Genomic DNA, 18,750 nt, shown 5'->3' on the forward strand with positions numbered 1-18,750 from the left:
GAGCTCGCTTGTCGACGCTCGCGCGTTCTTTTCGGAGCTCTGCGTCGGTCGCTAGATGTGTTTGCCCGGTTTGCTCAGCACGAGGACGCCGGCCAGAATCAGGACGCCGCCTACGATGGCTCCCACGATGATCGCGGTCTTCGCCCCCCGAGAGAGCCTGACGGGAATCATGTTGGGCGTTCCGTGGATCATCGAGATCGGACCTCGTGCAATCGCGTCGGCGGTTTGCGATGCGAAGACCTTCGAGGTCAGCGCGAGAACGTCCGGCGGGCTCTCCGCGATCTTCACCTCCGAAGATGACGCGGCCTCGACCTCCTGGGCATGGGCTGTTCGCGGGAGGAGAGACGCGAGCATCGACACGACGAGACCGACCGAAATGATGGAGCGAAGCTTCACGTTTCCTCGACGGTAGGGAGCGCTCGTCAGCGCGTGGTGCAACAGAATGCGTCGAGGCGTCGCGGCGGCACAAGCTCGACGTCGCGATCCGCACGCGGTGGTAAGCGCACCTATCAGCGCGCGCGTGCGCTTCGAGGGGTCGGCTACGCGTCCGAGAAAAGCGGCGCGTCGCAAGAAGAAGTTGGCCGGGCGCGCGTCGCTGGAGGCTCGACGCGCGCCCGCGGGTCAACGCAACGTCACTTGGGTCCGATGATGCGGCAGCTCGTATCGCAGTTCGGCGTGCCATCGCATTGCTCGCCGAATTGCGACTGCACGCGGCCGTCACCGCAGTACGGGGCGAACATGCACGCGGTGGTGCACACGCCAGGACCGTAGGCCGTGGCGACCGGAATGTCGTTCGCGCCCTGGTCGCACTGCTCGGGGCCATTCTTGATGCCGTCCCCGCAGTAGCTGGCGAGCGAGCAGTTCGGGTTGCACGTACCGTAGCTGCCGTCGTTCGTGCCGTTATCGCACTGCTCGCCGGTATCCTTGAAGCCGTTACCGCACTTCAGTCGGCAGCGAGCATCGCACTTGTCGTTGGCCGTGCCATTGTTCGCGCCGTCGTCGCATTGCTCCGGCGGATCGATCTTGCCGTTACCGCAGCTCTGGAGCGGAACGGCCGACTTGCAATCCGCCGTGCACGATCCCGGCTGACCGCTGTTCTTGCCGTCGTCGCACGTCTCGCCGAACTGACCGTCCACGGCCTTGTCTCCGCAATACGGAGCCGGTGTGCAGCGGTTCGTGCAGGCCGTCTTTCCGTAGGCGGTCGCGCTGTTGCTCGCGCCGAGGTCGCACGTCTCGGGCGGGCTCGTCAGCTTGTTGTCACCGCAGTAGTTGGCCGTCGTGCAGTCCGCGTTGCACGTGCCGTAGCTACCGTCGTTCTTGCCGTCGTCGCATTGCTCGGTTCCGTTCTTCACGCCGTCGCCGCAACGAGCGCTCAGCGTGCAGTCCGCATTGCACCCGTTGTAGCCACCGACGTTCTTGCTCGCGCCGAGGTCACATTGCTCGCCCGGTTGCACCGTACCGTCACCGCACTTGAGGGTGCAGTCGGCCTTGCACTTGTCGTTGCTGGCGCCGTTGGTGATGCCGTCGTCGCACTGCTCGGTGCCGTTCTTGATGCCGTCGCCGCAACGCGGACCGAGCGTGCAGCCCGCCGTGCAGTGTCCGTAGCCGGAGCCGTTGCCGGTGGCTTCGTCACACTGCTCGCCATTCGATACGACGCCGTCCCCGCAATAGGGGGCGAACTTGCAGCCGGGGCCGCACACCTTGCCCGTGCCGCCGTAGACGGTGGCGTTCGTGCCGTCGTCACAGACCTCCGCAGGCTTCTGCACGGTGGCGTCACCGCAGAACGCTGCGCGACCGAGACAGCCCGGCAAGCACGAGCCGTAGGTGCCGTCGTTCTTGCCGTCGTCGCAAACCTCGTTGCCTGCAACGACGCCATCGCCGCAGATCGGCGAACAGGTGCTGACCGTGCGCGTGAAACCGCTGAGCGTGAGGGTATAGGTCGAGCCGCACGAGTGACGCTCGGCCTGGAAGAGGTCGATCGAGTACATGCCGCCGTCGACGAGGCCGAGGTTGTTCGCGGTCGCCGTGTTGAGCGTAACGTCAGCGCTCGCAGGCGGGTGCAGACCGCCGAGATCGACGGCGAGGTGGCCGTTGATGAAGACCCACACGTCGTCGTCACCCGTGAAGGAGAACGTCGGAGACGAGCTCTTGGAATAGGTGAACGGATAGTGGAGCTCGCTCGTGAACGCGTAGTTGTGGGTGTTTCCGCAGCTCGACGTCGTCTGCGGGTTCGCTCCCGCGTTCCACCCGAGGCCATCGATCGGATAGAAGTTCTGCGTCGTGTACTGATAGACGTTCGGCGATGTCTGCGAGAGCGTCAGCGTCGTCGGTTTGGACGTCGCGTCGAGGTAGACGAGCTTCGCGTACGGGTTGACCGAGTTCGGGCCGTTGCAGTCCTTCTGGTGGTACCACCAGCAGAAGTTCGTGGAGCCCGTGAGCTGCGTGCTCCCCGTGTTCGTCGCAACGTTCGACCGCCACACGGGCTCGCTGTCCGTCCCGAGCGTCGCGTTCACCAATCCGGTTTGCGCGCCGTTACCCGAGAAGGCCTCGAAGTCCGGATGGCCGCCGGTCGTTCCGCTGTAAAGCATGTCTCGATACAGAATCGGGATGACGAGCGACGTCGGAGGCGTCTGGTTCTGCGCCGTGCACGACCAGCCGACTTCGATGGTGCACGTCGAGCTGCACCCGTCGCCGTCGATCGTGTTGCCGTCGTCGCACTGCTCTTGCGGGAACTTCAGACCATCGCCGCACGTCGCCGTGCAGGTGCCGCCTTTGCACGTCGGCTCGATCGTGCACGTGGGCGAGCAACCGTCGTAGGGGATCAGATTGCCGTCGTCGCACTGCTCGAAGCCTTCTTTGGTGCCGTCGCCACACTTCGTGGCATGGCAAACCGACTTCCGCGCGACCACCGCGCAGGCGAAGCCGGGCTGGAGCGTGCACGTGGAGCTGCATCCGTCGCCGGAGGCGACGTTACCGTCGTCGCACTGCTCGTTGCCGGCGACGATGCCATCACCGCATTGTTTGGCGATGCACTTGGCGCCCCCGTTCGGGCACTGCCATCCTGCCTCGACCTGGCATGTCGAGGAGCAACCGTCGGCCGACACGGTGTTGCCGTCGTCGCACGTTTCGGTGCCGCCGACCTTGCCGTCGCCGCACTTGACCGTGCTGACGCAGTTCGTCCCCGGAACCGGGCAGACGTAGTTCGGTTCGATCGTGCACGTCGCGCTGCATCCGTCGCCGCTCGTCGTGTTGCCGTCGTCGCATTGCTCGAGGAGGTCGAGGTTGACGGCGCCATCACCGCAGAAGGCGATCTTCTTGCAGGCCATGCCGACCGTCGGGCACGTGTACCCCGGCTCGACGGTGCAGGTCGCGCTGCAACCGTCGCCGCTGCCGGTGTTGCCGTCGTCACACTGTTCGACGCCAGCAAGGATGCCGTCGCCACACATGTTGTTCGAGGCCTTCGTGCACGGTCCGCCGGCGCCGTTCACGCTCGGGCACGTGTAGCCGGGCTCGACGGTCGAGCAGTCGGCCGAGCAACCGTCGCCGCCAACCGTGTTGCCGTCGTCGCATGGCTCACCGGGATCGATCTGGGCGTTTCCGCAAATCCAGATTTTCGAGCACGGCACGCCGGGGCTCGGGCACGCGTAGCCGGGTTCGATCGAGCACACGCCCGAACAGCCATCGCCCGGCACCGCGTTGCCGTCGTCGCAAGCCTCGGTGTTCGAGACGACGCCGTCACCACAATAGAGGAGCTTCGTACAGGCCACACCCGGCGTCGGGCACGTCCAGCCGAGTTCGAGCTTGCAGGTGCCAGTGCAGCCGTCACCGGGTGACGTATTTCCGTCATCGCACTGCTCGCCATTGTTGACCGTACCGTCACCGCAGACGGGAACGACGATCGGCGTACACGGCGTGCCGGGTGCCGCGCAGGAGTAACCCGGCTCGACCTGACAGCCCATCGAGCAACCATCGCCGTCGGCCTTGTTGCCGTCGTCGCATTCTTCGCTACCTTGAATCTTCCCGTCACCGCAGGTCTGCGTGACGGTGTAGATGCAGGGTTGCCCAGGCGTCGGGCACGTGTAGCCCGGCTCGATCTGGCAGACGCCCGAACAGCCATCGCCCGGGATGCTGTTGCCGTCATCGCACTGCTCTCCGGCGCCGATGAGGCCGTCGCCACACATCACCGTGCTTTCGCAGGCGTCGCCCGTGCAGGCGTCGACGATGCCGGAGTCCGCGGAGCCGCTGTCCGTATCGCCGAATCCAGGCGCCGGGGTGTCAGGCGGGTTGTCGCCAGCTCCGGCTTCGGCGTGGAAGGTGGACCCGTCGTCGACGCCTCCACAGGCGGCGGCGAAGACGAAGAACGTGACGAGGCAGAGCGGAAGCAGCCGAACGGCGCGCGCGTACAAAAGCGTCCTCCTGGAGCGCCTGCCCGCGTTCGCGACAGCAAGACGGCAGTACTCCAAGTTTGATCGCTATCACCACTCATGAATCCGTTTGGGGAAATTCTTCCGGCGAAAGCGAAACAACTCGCCTTCCCGTACACCTTCACCTTCTGCCTCCTCCTGCCTCCTCCTGCGTCGCGGGCTCGGCGCGCCGGCTTTTCCTTGTCTGGCGTGTCCGCGTTTGCATTGGCCGCATTGGCCGCATTGGCCGCGTTTGCCGATTTGCAATTGAACCAAGACGTTACTTCCGATTCGCTTCGTCGGCTTCGACGCCACTCAACGCTTCGAGTGACTTCTGTTCGGCTTGGACGCCGAAAAAGATGGTGACGATCGAGGCGCCGACCATGAGCGCGGCGCCGAGCGCATAGCCGATGAAGACCTTCGAACGCTCGCCCGTCTGGATGAGCGCTCCGAAGAGCGATGGCGCAACGAGACCGCCGATGGCCGTTCCAACGGCATAGAAGAGCGCGATGGCCATGCCGCGGAGCTCGACGGGGAACAGCTCGCTCACGGTGAGATAGGCCGAGCTCGCGGCGGCCGAGGCGACGAAGAACACGATGCACCACACGAGCGTCTGCGTCGTCGCCGTGAGCCAGCCGCCCACGAGACCGTAACCGGCGACCGCGATGAGTACGCCGCCGACGCCGTACGTGAGCGCGATCATGGTGCGGCGCCCAATGGTGTCGAAGAGGCGTCCGAGCAAGAGCGGCCCGAGCAGATTCCCGGCGGCGAAAGGCAGGAGATAGAGGCCAATGCGCGCGGGCGAGACCCCGTAGAATCTGGTCAGCACGAGCGCGTAGGTGAAGAACACGCCGTTGTAGGCAAACGCCTGCGCGACCATGAGCGAGAGGCCGAGAATCGTCCGCCGGAGGTGACGGCGCAAAAGCACGCGGGCGATGGATCGGAAGGTCACGCTGCCCTTCGCTTCCATCTTCCTCGGCTTGCAAGCCGAGGAGAGATCTTCGTGGGTCGAGGCCGACACTTCGCGCTCGATTCCCGTGACGACCTCCTTGGCGGCGCCGAGGCGGCCATGCAGGAGGAGCCAGCGTGGACTCTCGGGGACGTGACGGCGCAAGGCGAGGACCGAGAGCCCGATGAGCGCCCCCAGGACGAAGACGCAGCGCCACCCGATCGAACGCGGAACGAAGTGCGAATCGAGGAGCAGGAGCGTCATCAGCGACCCGAGCGCGGTGCCGAGCCAGTACGTGCTGTTGATCGCGAGATCGGCGCGCCCTCGGACGCGCGCCGGCAAGAGCTCGTCGATCGCCGAGTTGACGGCCGCGTACTCGCCGCCGATGCCTGCGCCGGTCACGGCTCGACAGAGTGCGAACGACGCGAAGTTCCAGGACAGCGCCGTGGCAAGCGTGGCCGACAGGTACACGCCGAGCGTCACGAAGAAGAGGCGCTTACGACCGAACTTGTCCGTCAGACGACCGAAGACGAGCGCCCCGGCGATGGCACCGGCGAGGTAGGCGGTCGCGGCATTGCCAATCTGCGATTCGGTCAGGTGAAGCGTGTCGGGCGCCGTCAGAGTTGGCGCAATTGCGCCCACCAGCGTGACCTCGAGGCCGTCGAGCATCCACGTGATGCCGAGCGCGACCACGACGCGCCAATGCCAGCGCGACCACGGCAGCCGATCCATGCGTGTGGGCAGGTCGGTCTCGAACTGCTGACCGACCGCAACCGTCATACCGCTCGGAGTTGCAACCCACGTGCCCCATGCAGAGGCCGCATGGGGAGCGGGCGAGGCGTTACAGCCACACGTCGCGGCGCTCGGGCGCTTCCGAAGCTCCGTCGTCGGGCTTCTTCCAGGCACCGAAGACCATGACGCCGACGAGAAGCCCGAAGGCCGCCGCACCGAGCAGCACGAACGGGTTGGCCGTCGCCCACCACCCGATGCCACCAAGAATGCCGCCGGCGACGACGCCGAGGCTCGCGGCCGTGAGCATGCTCACTCGGAAGCGGCGAGCCGGCGCCTTCGCGAGCGCGAACGAGGCTCGCCGACAGAACGCTCGCTTCCCGCGTGCCGCCGGCGAGCGAGGCTTAGGCCGATCGCTGCAGCACGCGTCGCAGGGTCTTGCCGAGATCGTCGATGTCCTTCGACGTCACGTGCAAGTGCGGACGCAGGCGAATGCTGTCCGAACCTGCGCCGAGCAGCAGCGTGCGCTCTTCTTCGAGCGCACGCGTGACGAATGCACCTTTCTGGATCGGCGCGCGCAGCGTGAAGCCCTGATAGAGGCCGTAGCCGCGAATGTTGGTGACGAGCTCGGGGAAGTCCTTCTCGATCGTCGTCAGAACGTCGACGAGATGGGCGGTCTTCTCCGGAACCTGCTCGACGAGCTTCTCGTCGCGCACGATGGCCATCTCCTGGACGAAACGAACCATGTCCGCGAGGGTGCCGCCCCACGTCGAGTCGAGCACGCCGTGGTCGCGCATCGGACGCTGCATGTACACGACGCCGTTGCCGAGCTTCTTGCCGGCCGCGACCGCTTGCGGCGGATGCGGGAGATCGAAGGCGTCGATCGCGAACGAGCTGCCCGTCTGACCGCCTGCGGTCTGCACTTCGTCGAAGCCCAGTTGGACGCCGTGTAGATGACAGAGCGCCGACAGCTTCGCGAAGAAGCCGGGCGTCGCGACGCGATGACCACCCGCCCCCTGGAGCGGCTCGACGATGACGGAGACGATCTCGTCGCCATGACGAACGAAGGCCTCCTCGATGGCCTTCAGGCTCTCGCGCTCTCGCTCGGCGTTCTCGGCAGCCGAGAGCGAGGAGTCCATCGCCGGGAACGGCACCTGGATGTTCGTGCCGACGAGACCTTCGAAGTCCTTCGTCATGACCGGATCGTGCGAGAGCCGCGTCACGTTGAGCGCGAAGATGGTGCGCCCGTGGAAGGCCTGATCGAAGTGCACGAAGCGGCGGGCGCCCGGACGCTTGCCCTGCGCGAGCAGACGCTCGTGATGGAGGTTGATGAGATACTTCATCATGTTCTCCACCGCCTCGGCGCCGGAGTTCACGACGTAGATCTCGAGTGACGGACTGCGCATCGCACGCGGAGCGATGCTCGCGAGCTCGCGGTAGTAGGCCACGCACTCGGGCGTGAGAAAGTCGGGGTTCGCTACCTTGTTGTTCGCGGCGACGACCAAGCGCTGCACGTACGATGGCTCGTAGAGGCGCGGATGATTGTGCGCGACGAGCTTGGCGCCGAAGTAGCCGGCCCAATCGCAGATGCGATCGCCGTCGACGGTCGCGAGGTACATGCCTTCCGACTTCGCGAGGTCGATCGCGAACGGTCGAGGTTCGGCCACGACGTAGCGGCCGAGCTCGTCGATGAGCGCACGGCTTTGCGTACGATCGGCAGGCAAATTCAGGGGGAAAGCGCTTTCGACTGCCTCGTCTCGCGCCGTCTCGTTCGGACTGGTGTTGGACTCCTTCACAAGGGGAGTCGGTAGCCGATGGTGAGCCCGAACTCCACTGCTGCGACGGCGCTCGTGAGCGTTGCGCAGTCTCCGATGGCCGAGCAGCGAGGACTGTCGGGGAGAAACCACCCGTAACCGCGCAGCGTGACGCCTGCGATCCAGTTCTCACTCAGGTAGTAGCTGCCGCCGACCGTCGCGCCGAGAGCAAGCCCTTCCGTACGAACCGTCACTTCGCGGTTGCCGAGAATGGGGGGCACCGAAGGCGCCGCCTCGGTGGTGAAGCGATCGGCGACGACCACCGCGCCCGCCGACGCGCCCACCCACGCTTCGACGTATTTGTAGTGGACCGGGATCCAGCGCCCCTCGGCTCCCATGAAGAGGTAGCTGCGCGAGTGCGTGCGTTTGAGGCCCGAGAGACCGCCGTACTCGTCGTCCGACGTGGGGCTCGGCGCGAAGATGGCGCCCGCGCCGACGGCAAAGCTGCGGTTCCAGCGATAGAGGATGTGCAGACCGGTCTGGAGCGTGGCGTCGCCTCGACCGATCTTGCCGACGAACGGCGTGTCGCCTCCGCGCTGGCCGGCCGAGATCGGCGCGGTGGGGAGAGCGATGAAGCCCGCCTCGAGCTCGGCGATGGTGTGCGGCCGATCGATGATGCGAGCGAGGGCGGCATCCGAACGAGCCGGCGCCTCCCCCGCCCTGACGACGGCGACCATGCGTGCCGTCGCGCGAACGTCGTTTGGCGAGCCGGGAGGAACGTCGCTGGGCTTCGGCTCGGGCGGAGGCTCGTCGGCGCGTGCTGCAGAAGGAACGACGAGCGAGAGCGCGACGAGGGCCCACGCACGAGCATGCCTCGAGAGCATGCATTCTACATCCATTTCACGCTCGGCGTGGGTGCGGGCGCAGCCGGCGGGGTGGTAGGCGCGGGCGCCTCCGCAGGCGGCTTCGGCGCGGGCGCATCCCCGGCGACGAGCGAGCGCGTCGCGCGAAGCGGCTTGTGATCAGCCTGCGTGGAGAAGACGATCTCGAACTTGCCGCCTTCGAGGAACGCGTAAGCGCCCTTGTAGACGCCCGGTTGCACCGCCTGGGCGGGCATGCGAACGCCGGCAATGCCTGGTCCGGTGATGATGAAGACCGGCTCTTCGAAGGTGCCCTTGGCCGGTGCGATGCGCGCCGTGAACTCGACGGTCTGGCCGATGCGCGGCTGCGCGATGTTGAGATCGAGCAGAACCTTGTAGGCGCCGTTCACGGGCACGACCGGAGACGCCGCCACGGATGGAACCTTGCCGTTCACCGGCGGAGCGGGCTTGAGCGGCGGCGCGCTCGACGCAGCGAAGTTCGCGAGCTCGCCCTCGTACTGATCGACGAGCCTCTTCGACGATGCGTCGTTCGGATCGAGCTCGTGGGCCGATTTGGCGATGCGCAAGGCCTCGGCCACGTCACCGGCGGCGCGCTGCGCAATGGCCTGCGTCACAAGCTCGTTCGCTGCACGCATCCGGACGTCGAGCAAGCGCGGGGCGTTCGGCCAGCGCTTGAGTCCTTCGCTCGTGATGTCGCGGACGTTCTCGCCGGGCGGCTCCACGAACCGATTCTTGAACATCGCCTCGGTCGCGCGTGCGACGTAACGATCTTCGGTCGCGCCGTCGTCCGTTCCGAGCCGGCCCATGCGCCATGCGATGACCGCCGCGAGCCCCGCGCCGAGCACGAAGCAGAGGACAACGAAGAGAACGGCGCGCGTGCGACGAGGCCCCGGCGGAACCGAAGGCGCGAGCGTTTGTGGCGGCTGCGTGCGCGGACGCGTGATCGGCAACGATTCCTCGCTCCGCGGAGCCACGGGCAGTGGCGTGGCCGACGGAAGCGGGGCGGCGTAATGCGTAGGCGCGGGTCGATCGCCCGGTGCGGTGTGCTTCGGAACGCTCGAGGGCGGCGGCGGGAACGCCGGATACATCACCGGCTCACTGCTCGCATCGTCGAGCGTGGTATCGACGCTCGACGGCGTTCGCGTGCGTACCGGCGGCGGATCGGTGATCTCGGTACTGCCCGAACCACGGTTTTCGAACGCGACGTTCCGCGAATTGGGCGCCAGGTGCAGGATGCCCGACGGACGTGCGGGCTCCTCGATGACCGTTCGCGTGTTCGGGTGTGGCGACGGACTTCCCGATGGATTCGACAGCCCGGCGAGCCTCGCCTGGAATTCCTCCGGCGGCTCCCACTTCGCCGTCGCCGCCATCTGCGGGCCGGTCGGGGACGGACGTGGCTCGACGCGCGTCGGCGAGTTGACCGGCGCCAAAGACGGTGGCGCCAAACGCATGGCCAGCTCGGGCGTGAGCTCGTGCGCCTGCGTGCGCTCCGTGGGCGGCAGCTGCATCACGCTCGGACGGCGGTGCAGGATCGGACGCGAGATGTCGTCCGGCGCGAGCCCCGCCTGCCTCGCCGCGTCGACGATGGCGTGACCGAAGGAGCGAGCGTCTTGCGCGCGTGCCTTCGGGTCCTTCGCGAGGTTCGCCATGATGACATCGCAAATCGGCTGTGGAACGTACGCCGAGCGTCCAATCGAACGGAGCGAGGGCGGTGCGTCGTGGATTTGCGCCACGAGCAACCCGACGGCTTGATCGCTGTCGAACGGCGTGCGCCCCGACAGCATCTGGTAGAAGAGCGTGGCGATCGAATAGACGTCGCTGGGAGGACCGACGACCGTACCTTGGGCACCTTCCGGTGAGATGTAGCGGGCCGTGCCGAAGATGAGCCCCGCCTGCGTGGCCACCGATTGCTCGCCCCAGTTGATGCGCGCGATGCCGAAGTCGAGGACCTTCACGAAGTCCTCGTCGACGCCTCGGCGGACGAGCATGACGTTCTCGGGCTTCAGATCCCGATGAACGATGCCTTGCGCATGCGCCTCGCCCGCCGCCTCGCAGAGCTGCAAGCCGATGTGGAGCGCGCGGGACATGGGCATCGCTCCACCGGCCGCCGCGAGCGCGCTCTGGAGCGAGAGACCATCCAGGTACTCCATGACCATGTACAGCGCGCGGTCGGGCAGCTGTCCGGCAAGCAGGACCTGAACGACGTTCGGATGCGAGAGCCGCGAGGCCACCTTGGCTTCGCGGGTGAAGCGCGAGACGAGCTGGTTGTTGGCGCTGAGCTCGCGGTGGAGGACCTTGACGGCGACGTCACGGTCGATGCCCTTCTGGAAGGCGCGGTAGACGCGCCCCATGGCCCCGATCCCGATCAGCTGTCGAATTTCGATGTGACCGGAGAGCTCCTGGCCGAGGTAAGGGTCGTCCTCCGTGTCCTGGCTCGCGGTCCGCGCACTCTGAAGCGGAGTGCCATCCGCAGGGCAGAACAAGGCGTCGCCCGGGTAGCGTGCTCCGCACGCCGTACAGACCTTCGACGCGAGCGCGACTGCCTCGTTCACGCAGGTCATCCTAGCTGATTGCCGGGCTCGCTCACACCTCCCGGATATCGGTATGAAAAGCCGCGCGGGGCGCGAGGGCGCCTGCCGCTGCGACCCCTCCCGAGGACGCACCAGACGGCCTCGAAAAAGACACGCGTTCAGGGGTGATTTGAGCCCCAGATTTCGTCAGACTCGGTTGCCCAGTCAGGGCTGCGGAGCTGGACGGCTGCCTCTTGAAGCCGCGCCCAGGCTCCTCTAAGCGAAGCCCGCAGTGTCAGAAGCGTCAGAAGCAGAGCATGGTGAGCAACCGCAAGTAGGCGCGTATTCGGTCAGCCTACCGACGTTCGAGGGTCCCCTCGATCTGCTTCTACACCTCTGTCAAAAGCACGAACTCAACATCCTCGACATCCCGATCAGCTTCGTCACGGAAAAGTACCTCGAGTACCTCGCCGTGATGGAGCTCATCGACCTCGACCTTGCGAGCGAGTATCTCGTGATGGCCGCCACGCTGGCGCACATCAAATCGAAGATGCTCTTGCCTGCGCCGCCGCCGGGTCAGGAGGACGACGCGCTCGCCGGCGAAGAGGAAGATCCGCGCGAAGCGCTGATCAAGCGCCTGCTCGAGTACCAGAAGTACAAGCAAGCGGGCGCGGATCTCCAGGCGCGCGGCGTCGCCGGCCGCGACGTGTTCCTTCGCGGCGTGAAGCTCGAAGAGGCCGTCCAAACCGGCCTTCCGCCCCTCGCCGACGTACCGCTCTTCTCCCTCGTCGAAGCGTTCCAGGGAATCCTCTCGAGGAGCAAGGTCAAGCTCACGCACGACATCGTGCACGAGCGCATGACGCTCACCGATCGCATCAACGAGCTCGTCGACGTGCTGCGCGTGAAGCGCCGCGTCGCCTTCGAAGATCTCTTCGAGGGGCTGATCACGCGGTTCGACCTGGTCATCACGTTCCTCGCGCTCCTCGAGATGACGAAGCTCCGGATGACGCGCCTCTTCCAGGCCGACCCCGACGCGCCCATCTACGTCGAGTTCACGGCTCAGTCGCTGAGCGAAGACGAGTCCCACGCGCTCCACCCCGGCGTCGTGGAACAGGCCGCGGCTCCGGAGGGAGCGCCGACGGGCGGCACAGGTGACACAGTTATCGAAGCGCCGGCCGGCGACGCCTCCGAGGAGGTGAGCGGGAGCGACGACGAGGACCTCGACGAGCTCGACGAAGACGCGCCCGTCGCCCGGTTCGACGCCTCGGCCGTGGTCGAGGAGATCTTCGGTGCCGAGGGGGTCGAGGGGCTCGAGGGGCTCGAAGGCCTGGAAGGACTCGAGGGCCTCGACAGCCTGGCCGACGACGACGACGACGACCTTTTCGGCGACGAAAGTGCCCCGGAGGGCAGCTCCGAGGCCCCTGGGGAAAACTCCGAGGAGGAGGAACGTCCCGACTTCTTGGCCGAGTTCTTGGACAGGCCGGCCTCGGCGATCGAAACTGGGGAGAGCATCGAAGACAGCACGGCCGAAGGCCCCTCGACGGCCCCGCTCGAAAAAAGCGAGAGCGCGGCCGAGTTGCCCCGACTGGACGAGAGCGTCGAGCAGGAGCACAACCCAGGCACGATCAACGACGGCGACGATACTCCTCACGACGACGCAAGCGCAGGAGCCTCCACAGGAGCGGGCGCAAGCGTGGAGGGTGACGAAGGCGAGAGCCCAGGGGACGAGCCGCCCTCCAAGGACGAAATGTGACGAAGCGCAAGAAGGCGAACTCCAAAAAGCCCGCGCAAAGCCAAGTCGAAGAGGCCGAGAACGTAACGACGGAGGCGAGCGCCGAAGTCGAAGCACCGGAGCCTCGTGACGAAGAGCTAGGCGAAGGCACCCGTGCGTCCTCTGCGGACGAGGCGGGCGAGGTCGCCGCACGCGAAGAGGCTGGCACGCGCGACGCGACGCCTGGCAACGGGAACAAGGGAGACAAGGGGGACAAGGGGAAGAAGTCGCGCGCGAAGGGCAAGGCCAAGAACGGCGCCGGCCCGAAGTCGCTCGACGACGTCGCCGTCTGGGCCAAGGTCCCCGAGGACGACGGTGAGCCTGCGAGCGAGCCGGAACCCGTCGAGACGCCGGCCACCGAGCCTGTCGAAGCGGCCGAAGCCGCGCCGAAGAAGACACCGCCCAAGAAGGCTCCGCCCAAGAAGGCCGCCAAAGGACGCGCCGCGAAGGTCGCCAAAGACAGCGCCCCCGCCGAGGCCGAGGAACAAGGCACGGAGGCGCTGGAAGCGGCCGAAGCCGCCGCCCCCTCCGAGTCGCCCGAGTCCGCCGAGTCGCCCGAGTCCGCCGAGTCGCGTGCGTCGTCGATTCCCGACGCCGCGTCCATCGGAGAGCCCGTCATCACGGAGATCGAGTCGGTCGACGTCGAGATGACGGTGAACCTCGCGGGCGATCAGCTGCCCGGCCGCGACGACCTCGACGAGCCCACCGTCACGCTCGAAGGCGAGACGCTCGACGATGTCGACGAGGTCCTCGCGGAGAGAAAGCGCCTCAAGGGCCTTCTCGAAGCGCTCGTCTTCGCGAGCGACGTGCCCATCAACACCCGCGATCTCGCGAAGGTCGCCGAGGCGCCCGCCAAGCAAGTCAAAGACATGCTCGACGAGCTGCAGGCCGAGTACTCCACCCGAGGCATCCACCTCGACGAGGTCGCCGGCGGCTGGGTCTTCCGCACCAGCGCCACGTACGCGCCGTACGTTCGCGACCTCACCAAGGAAAAGCCTGTTCGCCTCTCGCGCGCGCAGGTCGAGACCTTGGCCATCATCGCTTATCGCCAGCCGATCACGCGCCCGGAGATCGACGAAGTGCGCGGCGTCGACAGCGGCCCCGTGCTCAAGGTGCTCCTCGAGCGCGATCTCGTGCGCATCCTCGGCAAGCGTGACGAGGTCGGTCGTCCGATCATCTACGGAACCACGAACGTCTTCCTCGAGTTCTTCGGCCTCAAGTCCCTGAAGGACCTGCCCACCCTCCGCGAGTTCACCGAGCTCACCGACGAGTCGAAGCAGGCCTACGAAGACGAGCTCGGCGAGAACCCCGACGACTTCCGCCCGAACTCCATCGACGGCGAGCCCGACGATGGCTTGGCCCCGGCGGGAGAAGCGCCTGCGACCGAGGCCGGCACCGAAGGTGGCGAGAGTACCGCCCAAAGCGGGGGCAGCGATCGCGTCGAAGAGCCCATCCAGCCGCTCGAAGGACTCGACGAGGAAGTCGAAGAAGCCCTCGAAGAACTCAGCGACGGCATCGACGAAGAGACGTCGCTGGCGGAGTTCGGAGGCGACGAGCACGAAGACGAGACCGACGCGGGAGGCGACGACGCGGAGTTCGACGTCGAGCCTACGCCCGACGCGTCCGAACACGACGACGAGCTCGACGAAGACGCCCCCTGACCGAGGCGGTTCGAACCGAGCTCACTCGGTGCTCACTCGTCGGACGCGGGATCCGGATAGGCTTGCGCGAGCTTCGTGACTTCGTCGCGTAGCTTTTTGTTGGCTACGAGCTTGCGCACGAGCTCCCAGAGCGCGGGGTCGGCCAGCACCTTCAGCGGATCGGCGCCCTTCGCCTTCTTCGGAATCGCGGCAGGGCCGCGCACACGCAGCTGCTCCATCTTGTCGACGTAGGGCTTCGTCGGAAAAAGGTCCCCCTTCTCCCACGCGAGAACCGTCGATTGCTCGAGACCGAGGGCCTGCGCGAGCTCTTTGGCCGTGCACGACAGCTCCTTGCGGAGCGCTTTGAGATCGTCGGGGGTCACGAGGTCGAACCTTCGCCGACCGGGCGCCTCGAAGCAAGCCCGGGGGACGAGTTTCCGGCCGCGCTCGGTTTGGCTAACATGGTCTGGCTTGGCTCTGCGCTCGCACCTCAGACTCGCCTTTCTCGGTCTGCTGGTCCTCGGGGTCGGACGTGCCGCCGCGGCGTGCTCCGACGAAGCCGTGCGCGGGTCCAATCAAGCGGCGCCGACGTCTGGAGACTCGTACTCGGCCGACGACGCCTCCGTCACCGGCGGGAAGACCAAGTCTCTGACCACGACCTTGCGGTTCGCGCACCTCGCGCCGCGCCTCGGTCCCATCGACCTCTGCTACCAAGTCGCGCGCACCGGGATCTTCGAAGGACCGATCCTCAGCGGAGGCTTCGGCAGCGCGAAGCGTGACGCGAGTGCGGCTCACGATGGCGACGCTGATGCGAGTGAGGTCGACGACGACGCCTCGACGGGCATCGAGGACGCGGGCGCCGCCGATAGCGGGAAGGCGCCCCCTTCGGTCCCCTATCGCGGCGTCTCGCGCTACTTCACGATCACGGCGACGGGCACGCTCACGATCGCGATCGTCGAGCCGGGTTCGACGACGTGCAAGGATCCGCTCTTCCTCGCCGACGTGACGCTCGATCCCGGAAAGCTCTCCACCCTCGCCGTGTTCGGGGGCCCGAACGGCGACGCTGGAACGACGCAGCTCTCGCTCGTGGCGTTCACCGACAACCCGCATGCCTCCGAGGACAAGGCCCGCGCCCGCCTCGTGCACGCCGCGCTCGACGACGCCGAGGACGCGGGCCTCGCGGCGCCCCTCTCGGTCACGCTGCTCGGCCCCGCGCAGGCGTTGCTGGCCGAACGCATCGACCCACGCAGCACGACCACGGCGTCGAGTGCGATTCCCGTCGACGACCTCGGCTACGCGACCATTCCGCCCATCGCGATGCCGTCCGCGTTCCTCGTCCGCGAAGCCGATGGCGGAGTCCCGCACGTCTGGACGAGCGAGTTCACGGATCTCACCCTCCGCGCGGGCTCGATTCACACGGGATTCGTGCTTCCCGGTGAACACCGACGCTATGAAGTGCTCTGGTGTGATGACGTCACCGCGAACGATGACGTCACCACGTGCACCCGCATTCGTTGAGCGGGCTCGTCGACCGCTTCAGCCGGCGCCGGCGACAGTCATCTTGCTGACACGGATCGTCGGGGCGGCGGTGGCGGTACGGAGGTCGAGGTCCGAACCGAGGGCGTCGATGCGCTTCCAGAGGTCGTCGATGTTGAGCGAGATCGTGACCTCGCTCACGGGGAACGCGAGCTCACCGTTCTCGATCCAGAAGCCGCCCGCGCCGCGCGAGAAGTCGCCGGTGACCGCGTTGAAGCCAAAGCCCATCATCTCCGTGACGTACAGACCGGTCTTCGTGCCCTTGATGATGGCCTCGTTCGAGTCCGTGCCGGGCTGGAGGATGAAGTTCGTGGTGCTGGACGAAACCCCGGCCGAACCGCCACGCGAAGCGTTGCCCGTGCTCGAGCGCCCGAGCTTGCGCGCGGAGTAGCTGTCGCAGAGGTACGTACGGAGCACGCCGTTCTCGACGACGAGGTTCTTGCGGCTGGCGAGGCCCTCGCCGTCGTAGGGGCGCGAGCCCGGCGCGCGGACGATGAGCGGGTCGTCGACGATGGTGACGAGCTTGCTCGCGACCTCGGTGCCCTCACGGCCGACGAGGTAGCTCGACTTGCGCCAGATCGAGCTGCCCATGATGCAGCCGGCGAGCATGCCGAGGATGGAACGCGCGGCGTCGGGATCGAAGATGACCGGCACTTCGCACGTCGCAACCGAGCGCGCACCGAGCTTGCGCAGGGTTCGACGCGCGGCCTCTTCGCCGACCGATTTCGCATCGTCGAGATCGTCGAGGAAGCGCTTAGCCGTCCAATACGAGCCGCGGCGCTTCTTGCCGCCTTCGTCTTCCGCGACGGGAACGACGCTCAGCGACTGGTACGAGCCCTTGTAGGCGCCGCGGAAGCCGCTCGAGAGCACGAGCGCGACACCGCCGGCCGTACGGCTGAACGTGGCGCCGTCGCTGTTGGAGATGCGTGGATCGAACTCGCGCGCAGCACGCTCGCCGATCTTCGCGATGCCGATCGCCTGCGCGGCATCGACACCGCCGCCCTTCGGGTCGAACAGATCGAGGTTCGGCGCCTTCGACGGATCGCAGAGCTGATCCGGCTCGGCCGGACCGGCGAACGGATCCTCCTGCGCGAGATCCGCCAGCTCGAGCCCGTCGGCCACGAAGCGGTTGATGCCCGCCTCGGTCAGGTCGCTCGTGGACGTGGTGGCCACGCGCTTGCCCTTCATGATGCGCAGGCCGGCCGAGCGATGGGCCGCTTCCTCGACGAGCTCCGGCTTGTCGAGACGCACGCGAGCCGAGAGCTCCGCGCCCGAACGCAGCAGGCATTCGGCGACGGTCGCCCCGCCGCGCGTGGCCATGGCGATGATCCGATCACCGAGCTCGAGAAGCTCGGACAACTCCGCGTCGGCGCGTGATGTCATGGCGCGCGAGCGTAGCACAGCATCGCGCGCGGGGATCGAGGCCGAAACGAGCAAGAAACCTCACTCGCCAGATCGGCGCGTGACGAGACTCAGGTCGGCAGCTGCGCGATCAGCTCCGCGATTTGCGGAAGCGCGAGCACGCGCTGAGGGATCCCAGCGCGAACGGCCGCACCAGGCATGCCGTAGACCACGGCCGTCTCCTGCGATTCTGCGACGACGAGACCACCCGCATCACGAATGGCTCGCGCGCCTTCGACGCCGTCGTCGCCCATGCCGGTCAGGATGATGCCCACGGCGCGCGGCCCGACGGCCTGCGCGACACTCTTGAGCAGACGATCGGCGCTCGGCACGTAGCGGTCCGTGGCGCGCGGAGGGCTCACGGTGACCCGCAGCTCGACTCCGCTCTGCACGACCTCCATGCACTGACGGCCGGGACACACGAAGCCCATGAGCTTGCCGATGCGCTCGCCGTCCTGAGCTTCACTCGTGCGCACGACACCGCGCCGGTCGAGCCGTTCGGCGAACGTGCGCGTGAACTTGTCGGGCATGTGTTGCGCGACAACGATGGCCGCGGAGCTCGTCCGCGGAACCTTCGCGAAGATCTCGAGCAGAGCGGATGGACCACCGGTGGAGCTCGCGATGGCCACGAGATGGCGCGGAGCAACGACCGGCATCGCCGCGCGCAGCGACGCCGAATCGAGCGGGATCGGACGACCGTCGGGCGTGAAGCCTCCGCTGATCTGTCGCCTCGAGACCGGCGGCGGCGGGACGTAGTTCGCGCGCAGCTGGCGCACGAGGAGCACCTTCTCGAGAATCTGCTCGCGAAGATCGGTCGCATCGGGGGCGATCTGCGCGGTGGGCTTGGCCACGAAGTCGAGCGCGCCGAGCTCGAGCGCCTTGAAGACGTTTTCCTTCTGCGAGTACGACGAGACCACGATGACGGGCGTGGGCTGGCGCGACATGAGGATGCGCAGGAACGTGAATCCGTCCATGCGCGGCATTTCGAGGTCGAGCGTGATGACGTCGGGCTTCAGCAGGCTCGCGAGCCGAAGGGCCTCCTCGCCGTCGGCCGCCTTGCCGACGACTTCGACCTCCGAATGCGAGGCGAACACGTCCGCGATGTTGCGGCGGTTGTAGGCGGAGTCATCCACCACGAGGAGTCGGATGGGTCCTTTGGTCACTGCCTTGTTCCTC

At 66.9% G+C, this 18,750-nt stretch carries 13 protein-coding genes; 3 read left to right on the forward strand and 10 right to left on the reverse strand.

Going from position 1 to position 18,750, the window contains the following annotated elements; genetic code table 11:
* Window positions 1-51 precede the first annotated feature (51 nt).
* The 7 genes from AKJ09_RS03885 to AKJ09_RS03915 form a co-directional block, all read right to left on the reverse strand.
* On the reverse strand, window positions 52-396 hold the full coding sequence (locus AKJ09_RS03885; protein WP_146645829.1) for a hypothetical protein: 345 nt from the start codon (window positions 394-396) through the stop codon (window positions 52-54).
* Window positions 397-632: 236 nt separating this feature from the next.
* Window positions 633-4,406: a DUF4215 domain-containing protein gene (locus AKJ09_RS03890; protein WP_146645830.1), complete on the reverse strand. Its 3,774-nt coding sequence runs from the start codon at window positions 4,404-4,406 to the stop codon at window positions 633-635.
* 277 nt (window positions 4,407-4,683) lie between these two features.
* Entirely contained in the window at window positions 4,684-6,132 is a 1,449-nt protein-coding gene (locus AKJ09_RS03895) for an MFS transporter (RefSeq protein WP_146645831.1), read from the reverse strand.
* Window positions 6,133-6,193: 61 nt separating this feature from the next.
* Window positions 6,194-6,397: a hypothetical protein gene (locus AKJ09_RS03900; RefSeq protein ID WP_146645832.1), complete on the reverse strand. Its 204-nt coding sequence runs from the start codon at window positions 6,395-6,397 to the stop codon at window positions 6,194-6,196.
* Window positions 6,398-6,485: 88 nt separating this feature from the next.
* Window positions 6,486-7,805, reverse strand: a complete 1,320-nt coding sequence (locus AKJ09_RS03905) for an aspartate aminotransferase family protein (RefSeq protein ID WP_146645833.1) — start codon at window positions 7,803-7,805, stop codon at window positions 6,486-6,488.
* Between the two features lie 68 nt (window positions 7,806-7,873).
* Window positions 7,874-8,719 (reverse strand): hypothetical protein, encoded by an 846-nt coding sequence (locus AKJ09_RS03910; RefSeq protein ID WP_146645834.1) that lies wholly within the window; start codon window positions 8,717-8,719, stop codon window positions 7,874-7,876.
* Window positions 8,720-8,724: 5 nt separating this feature from the next.
* Window positions 8,725-11,268 carry a serine/threonine protein kinase gene (locus AKJ09_RS03915; protein WP_169927232.1) on the reverse strand — a complete coding sequence of 848 codons (2,544 nt, stop codon included), beginning with the start codon at window positions 11,266-11,268 and terminating at the stop codon, window positions 8,725-8,727.
* 250 nt (window positions 11,269-11,518) lie between these two features.
* Between AKJ09_RS03915 and AKJ09_RS03920 the strand changes: the two genes are divergently transcribed.
* Window positions 11,519-12,979 (forward strand): segregation and condensation protein A, encoded by a 1,461-nt coding sequence (locus AKJ09_RS03920; protein ID WP_146645836.1) that lies wholly within the window; start codon window positions 11,519-11,521, stop codon window positions 12,977-12,979.
* Window positions 12,976-14,658: an SMC-Scp complex subunit ScpB gene (scpB, locus tag AKJ09_RS54670; protein WP_240488384.1), complete on the forward strand. Its 1,683-nt coding sequence runs from the start codon at window positions 12,976-12,978 to the stop codon at window positions 14,656-14,658. The genes AKJ09_RS03920 and scpB overlap by 4 nt, the downstream gene beginning before the upstream one ends.
* 32 nt (window positions 14,659-14,690) lie before the next feature.
* Here the strand turns inward: scpB and AKJ09_RS03930 are convergent, their stop codons facing one another.
* Window positions 14,691-15,020 carry a helix-turn-helix domain-containing protein gene (locus AKJ09_RS03930; protein WP_146645837.1) on the reverse strand — a complete coding sequence of 110 codons (330 nt, stop codon included), beginning with the start codon at window positions 15,018-15,020 and terminating at the stop codon, window positions 14,691-14,693.
* A gap of 88 nt (window positions 15,021-15,108) precedes the next feature.
* Between AKJ09_RS03930 and AKJ09_RS03935 the strand changes: the two genes are divergently transcribed.
* The gene (locus AKJ09_RS03935) at window positions 15,109-16,155 is read left to right on the forward strand and encodes a DUF4397 domain-containing protein (RefSeq protein WP_146645838.1); all 1,047 of its coding nucleotides are present in this window, start codon (window positions 15,109-15,111) and stop codon (window positions 16,153-16,155) included.
* An 18-nt stretch (window positions 16,156-16,173) separates the two neighbouring features.
* On the opposite strand, the gene AKJ09_RS03940 is transcribed toward AKJ09_RS03935, so the two are convergent.
* Window positions 16,174-17,556, reverse strand: a complete 1,383-nt coding sequence (locus AKJ09_RS03940; protein ID WP_146645839.1) for a TldD/PmbA family protein — start codon at window positions 17,554-17,556, stop codon at window positions 16,174-16,176.
* Window positions 17,557-17,645: 89 nt separating this feature from the next.
* Complete coding sequence (gene cheB / locus AKJ09_RS03945; RefSeq protein ID WP_146645840.1) at window positions 17,646-18,737, reverse strand: chemotaxis-specific protein-glutamate methyltransferase CheB; 1,092 nt, start codon at window positions 18,735-18,737, stop codon at window positions 17,646-17,648.
* Window positions 18,738-18,750: the final 13 nt, after the last annotated feature.

Origin of the sequence: Labilithrix luteola (assembly GCF_001263205.1) — a bacterium.
Classification (GTDB): Bacteria; Myxococcota_A; Polyangia; order Polyangiales; family Polyangiaceae; genus Labilithrix; species Labilithrix luteola.

Coding starts and splice junctions, on each gene's coding strand:
- AKJ09_RS03895 (WP_146645831.1), bottom strand. CDS start 6,132: ATGACGGTTGCGGTCGGTCAGCAGTTCGAGACCGACCTGCCCACACGC.
- AKJ09_RS03910 (WP_146645834.1), bottom strand. CDS start 8,719: ATGCTCTCGAGGCATGCTCGTGCGTGGGCCCTCGTCGCGCTCTCGCTC.
- AKJ09_RS03940 (WP_146645839.1), bottom strand. CDS start 17,556: ATGACATCACGCGCCGACGCGGAGTTGTCCGAGCTTCTCGAGCTCGGT.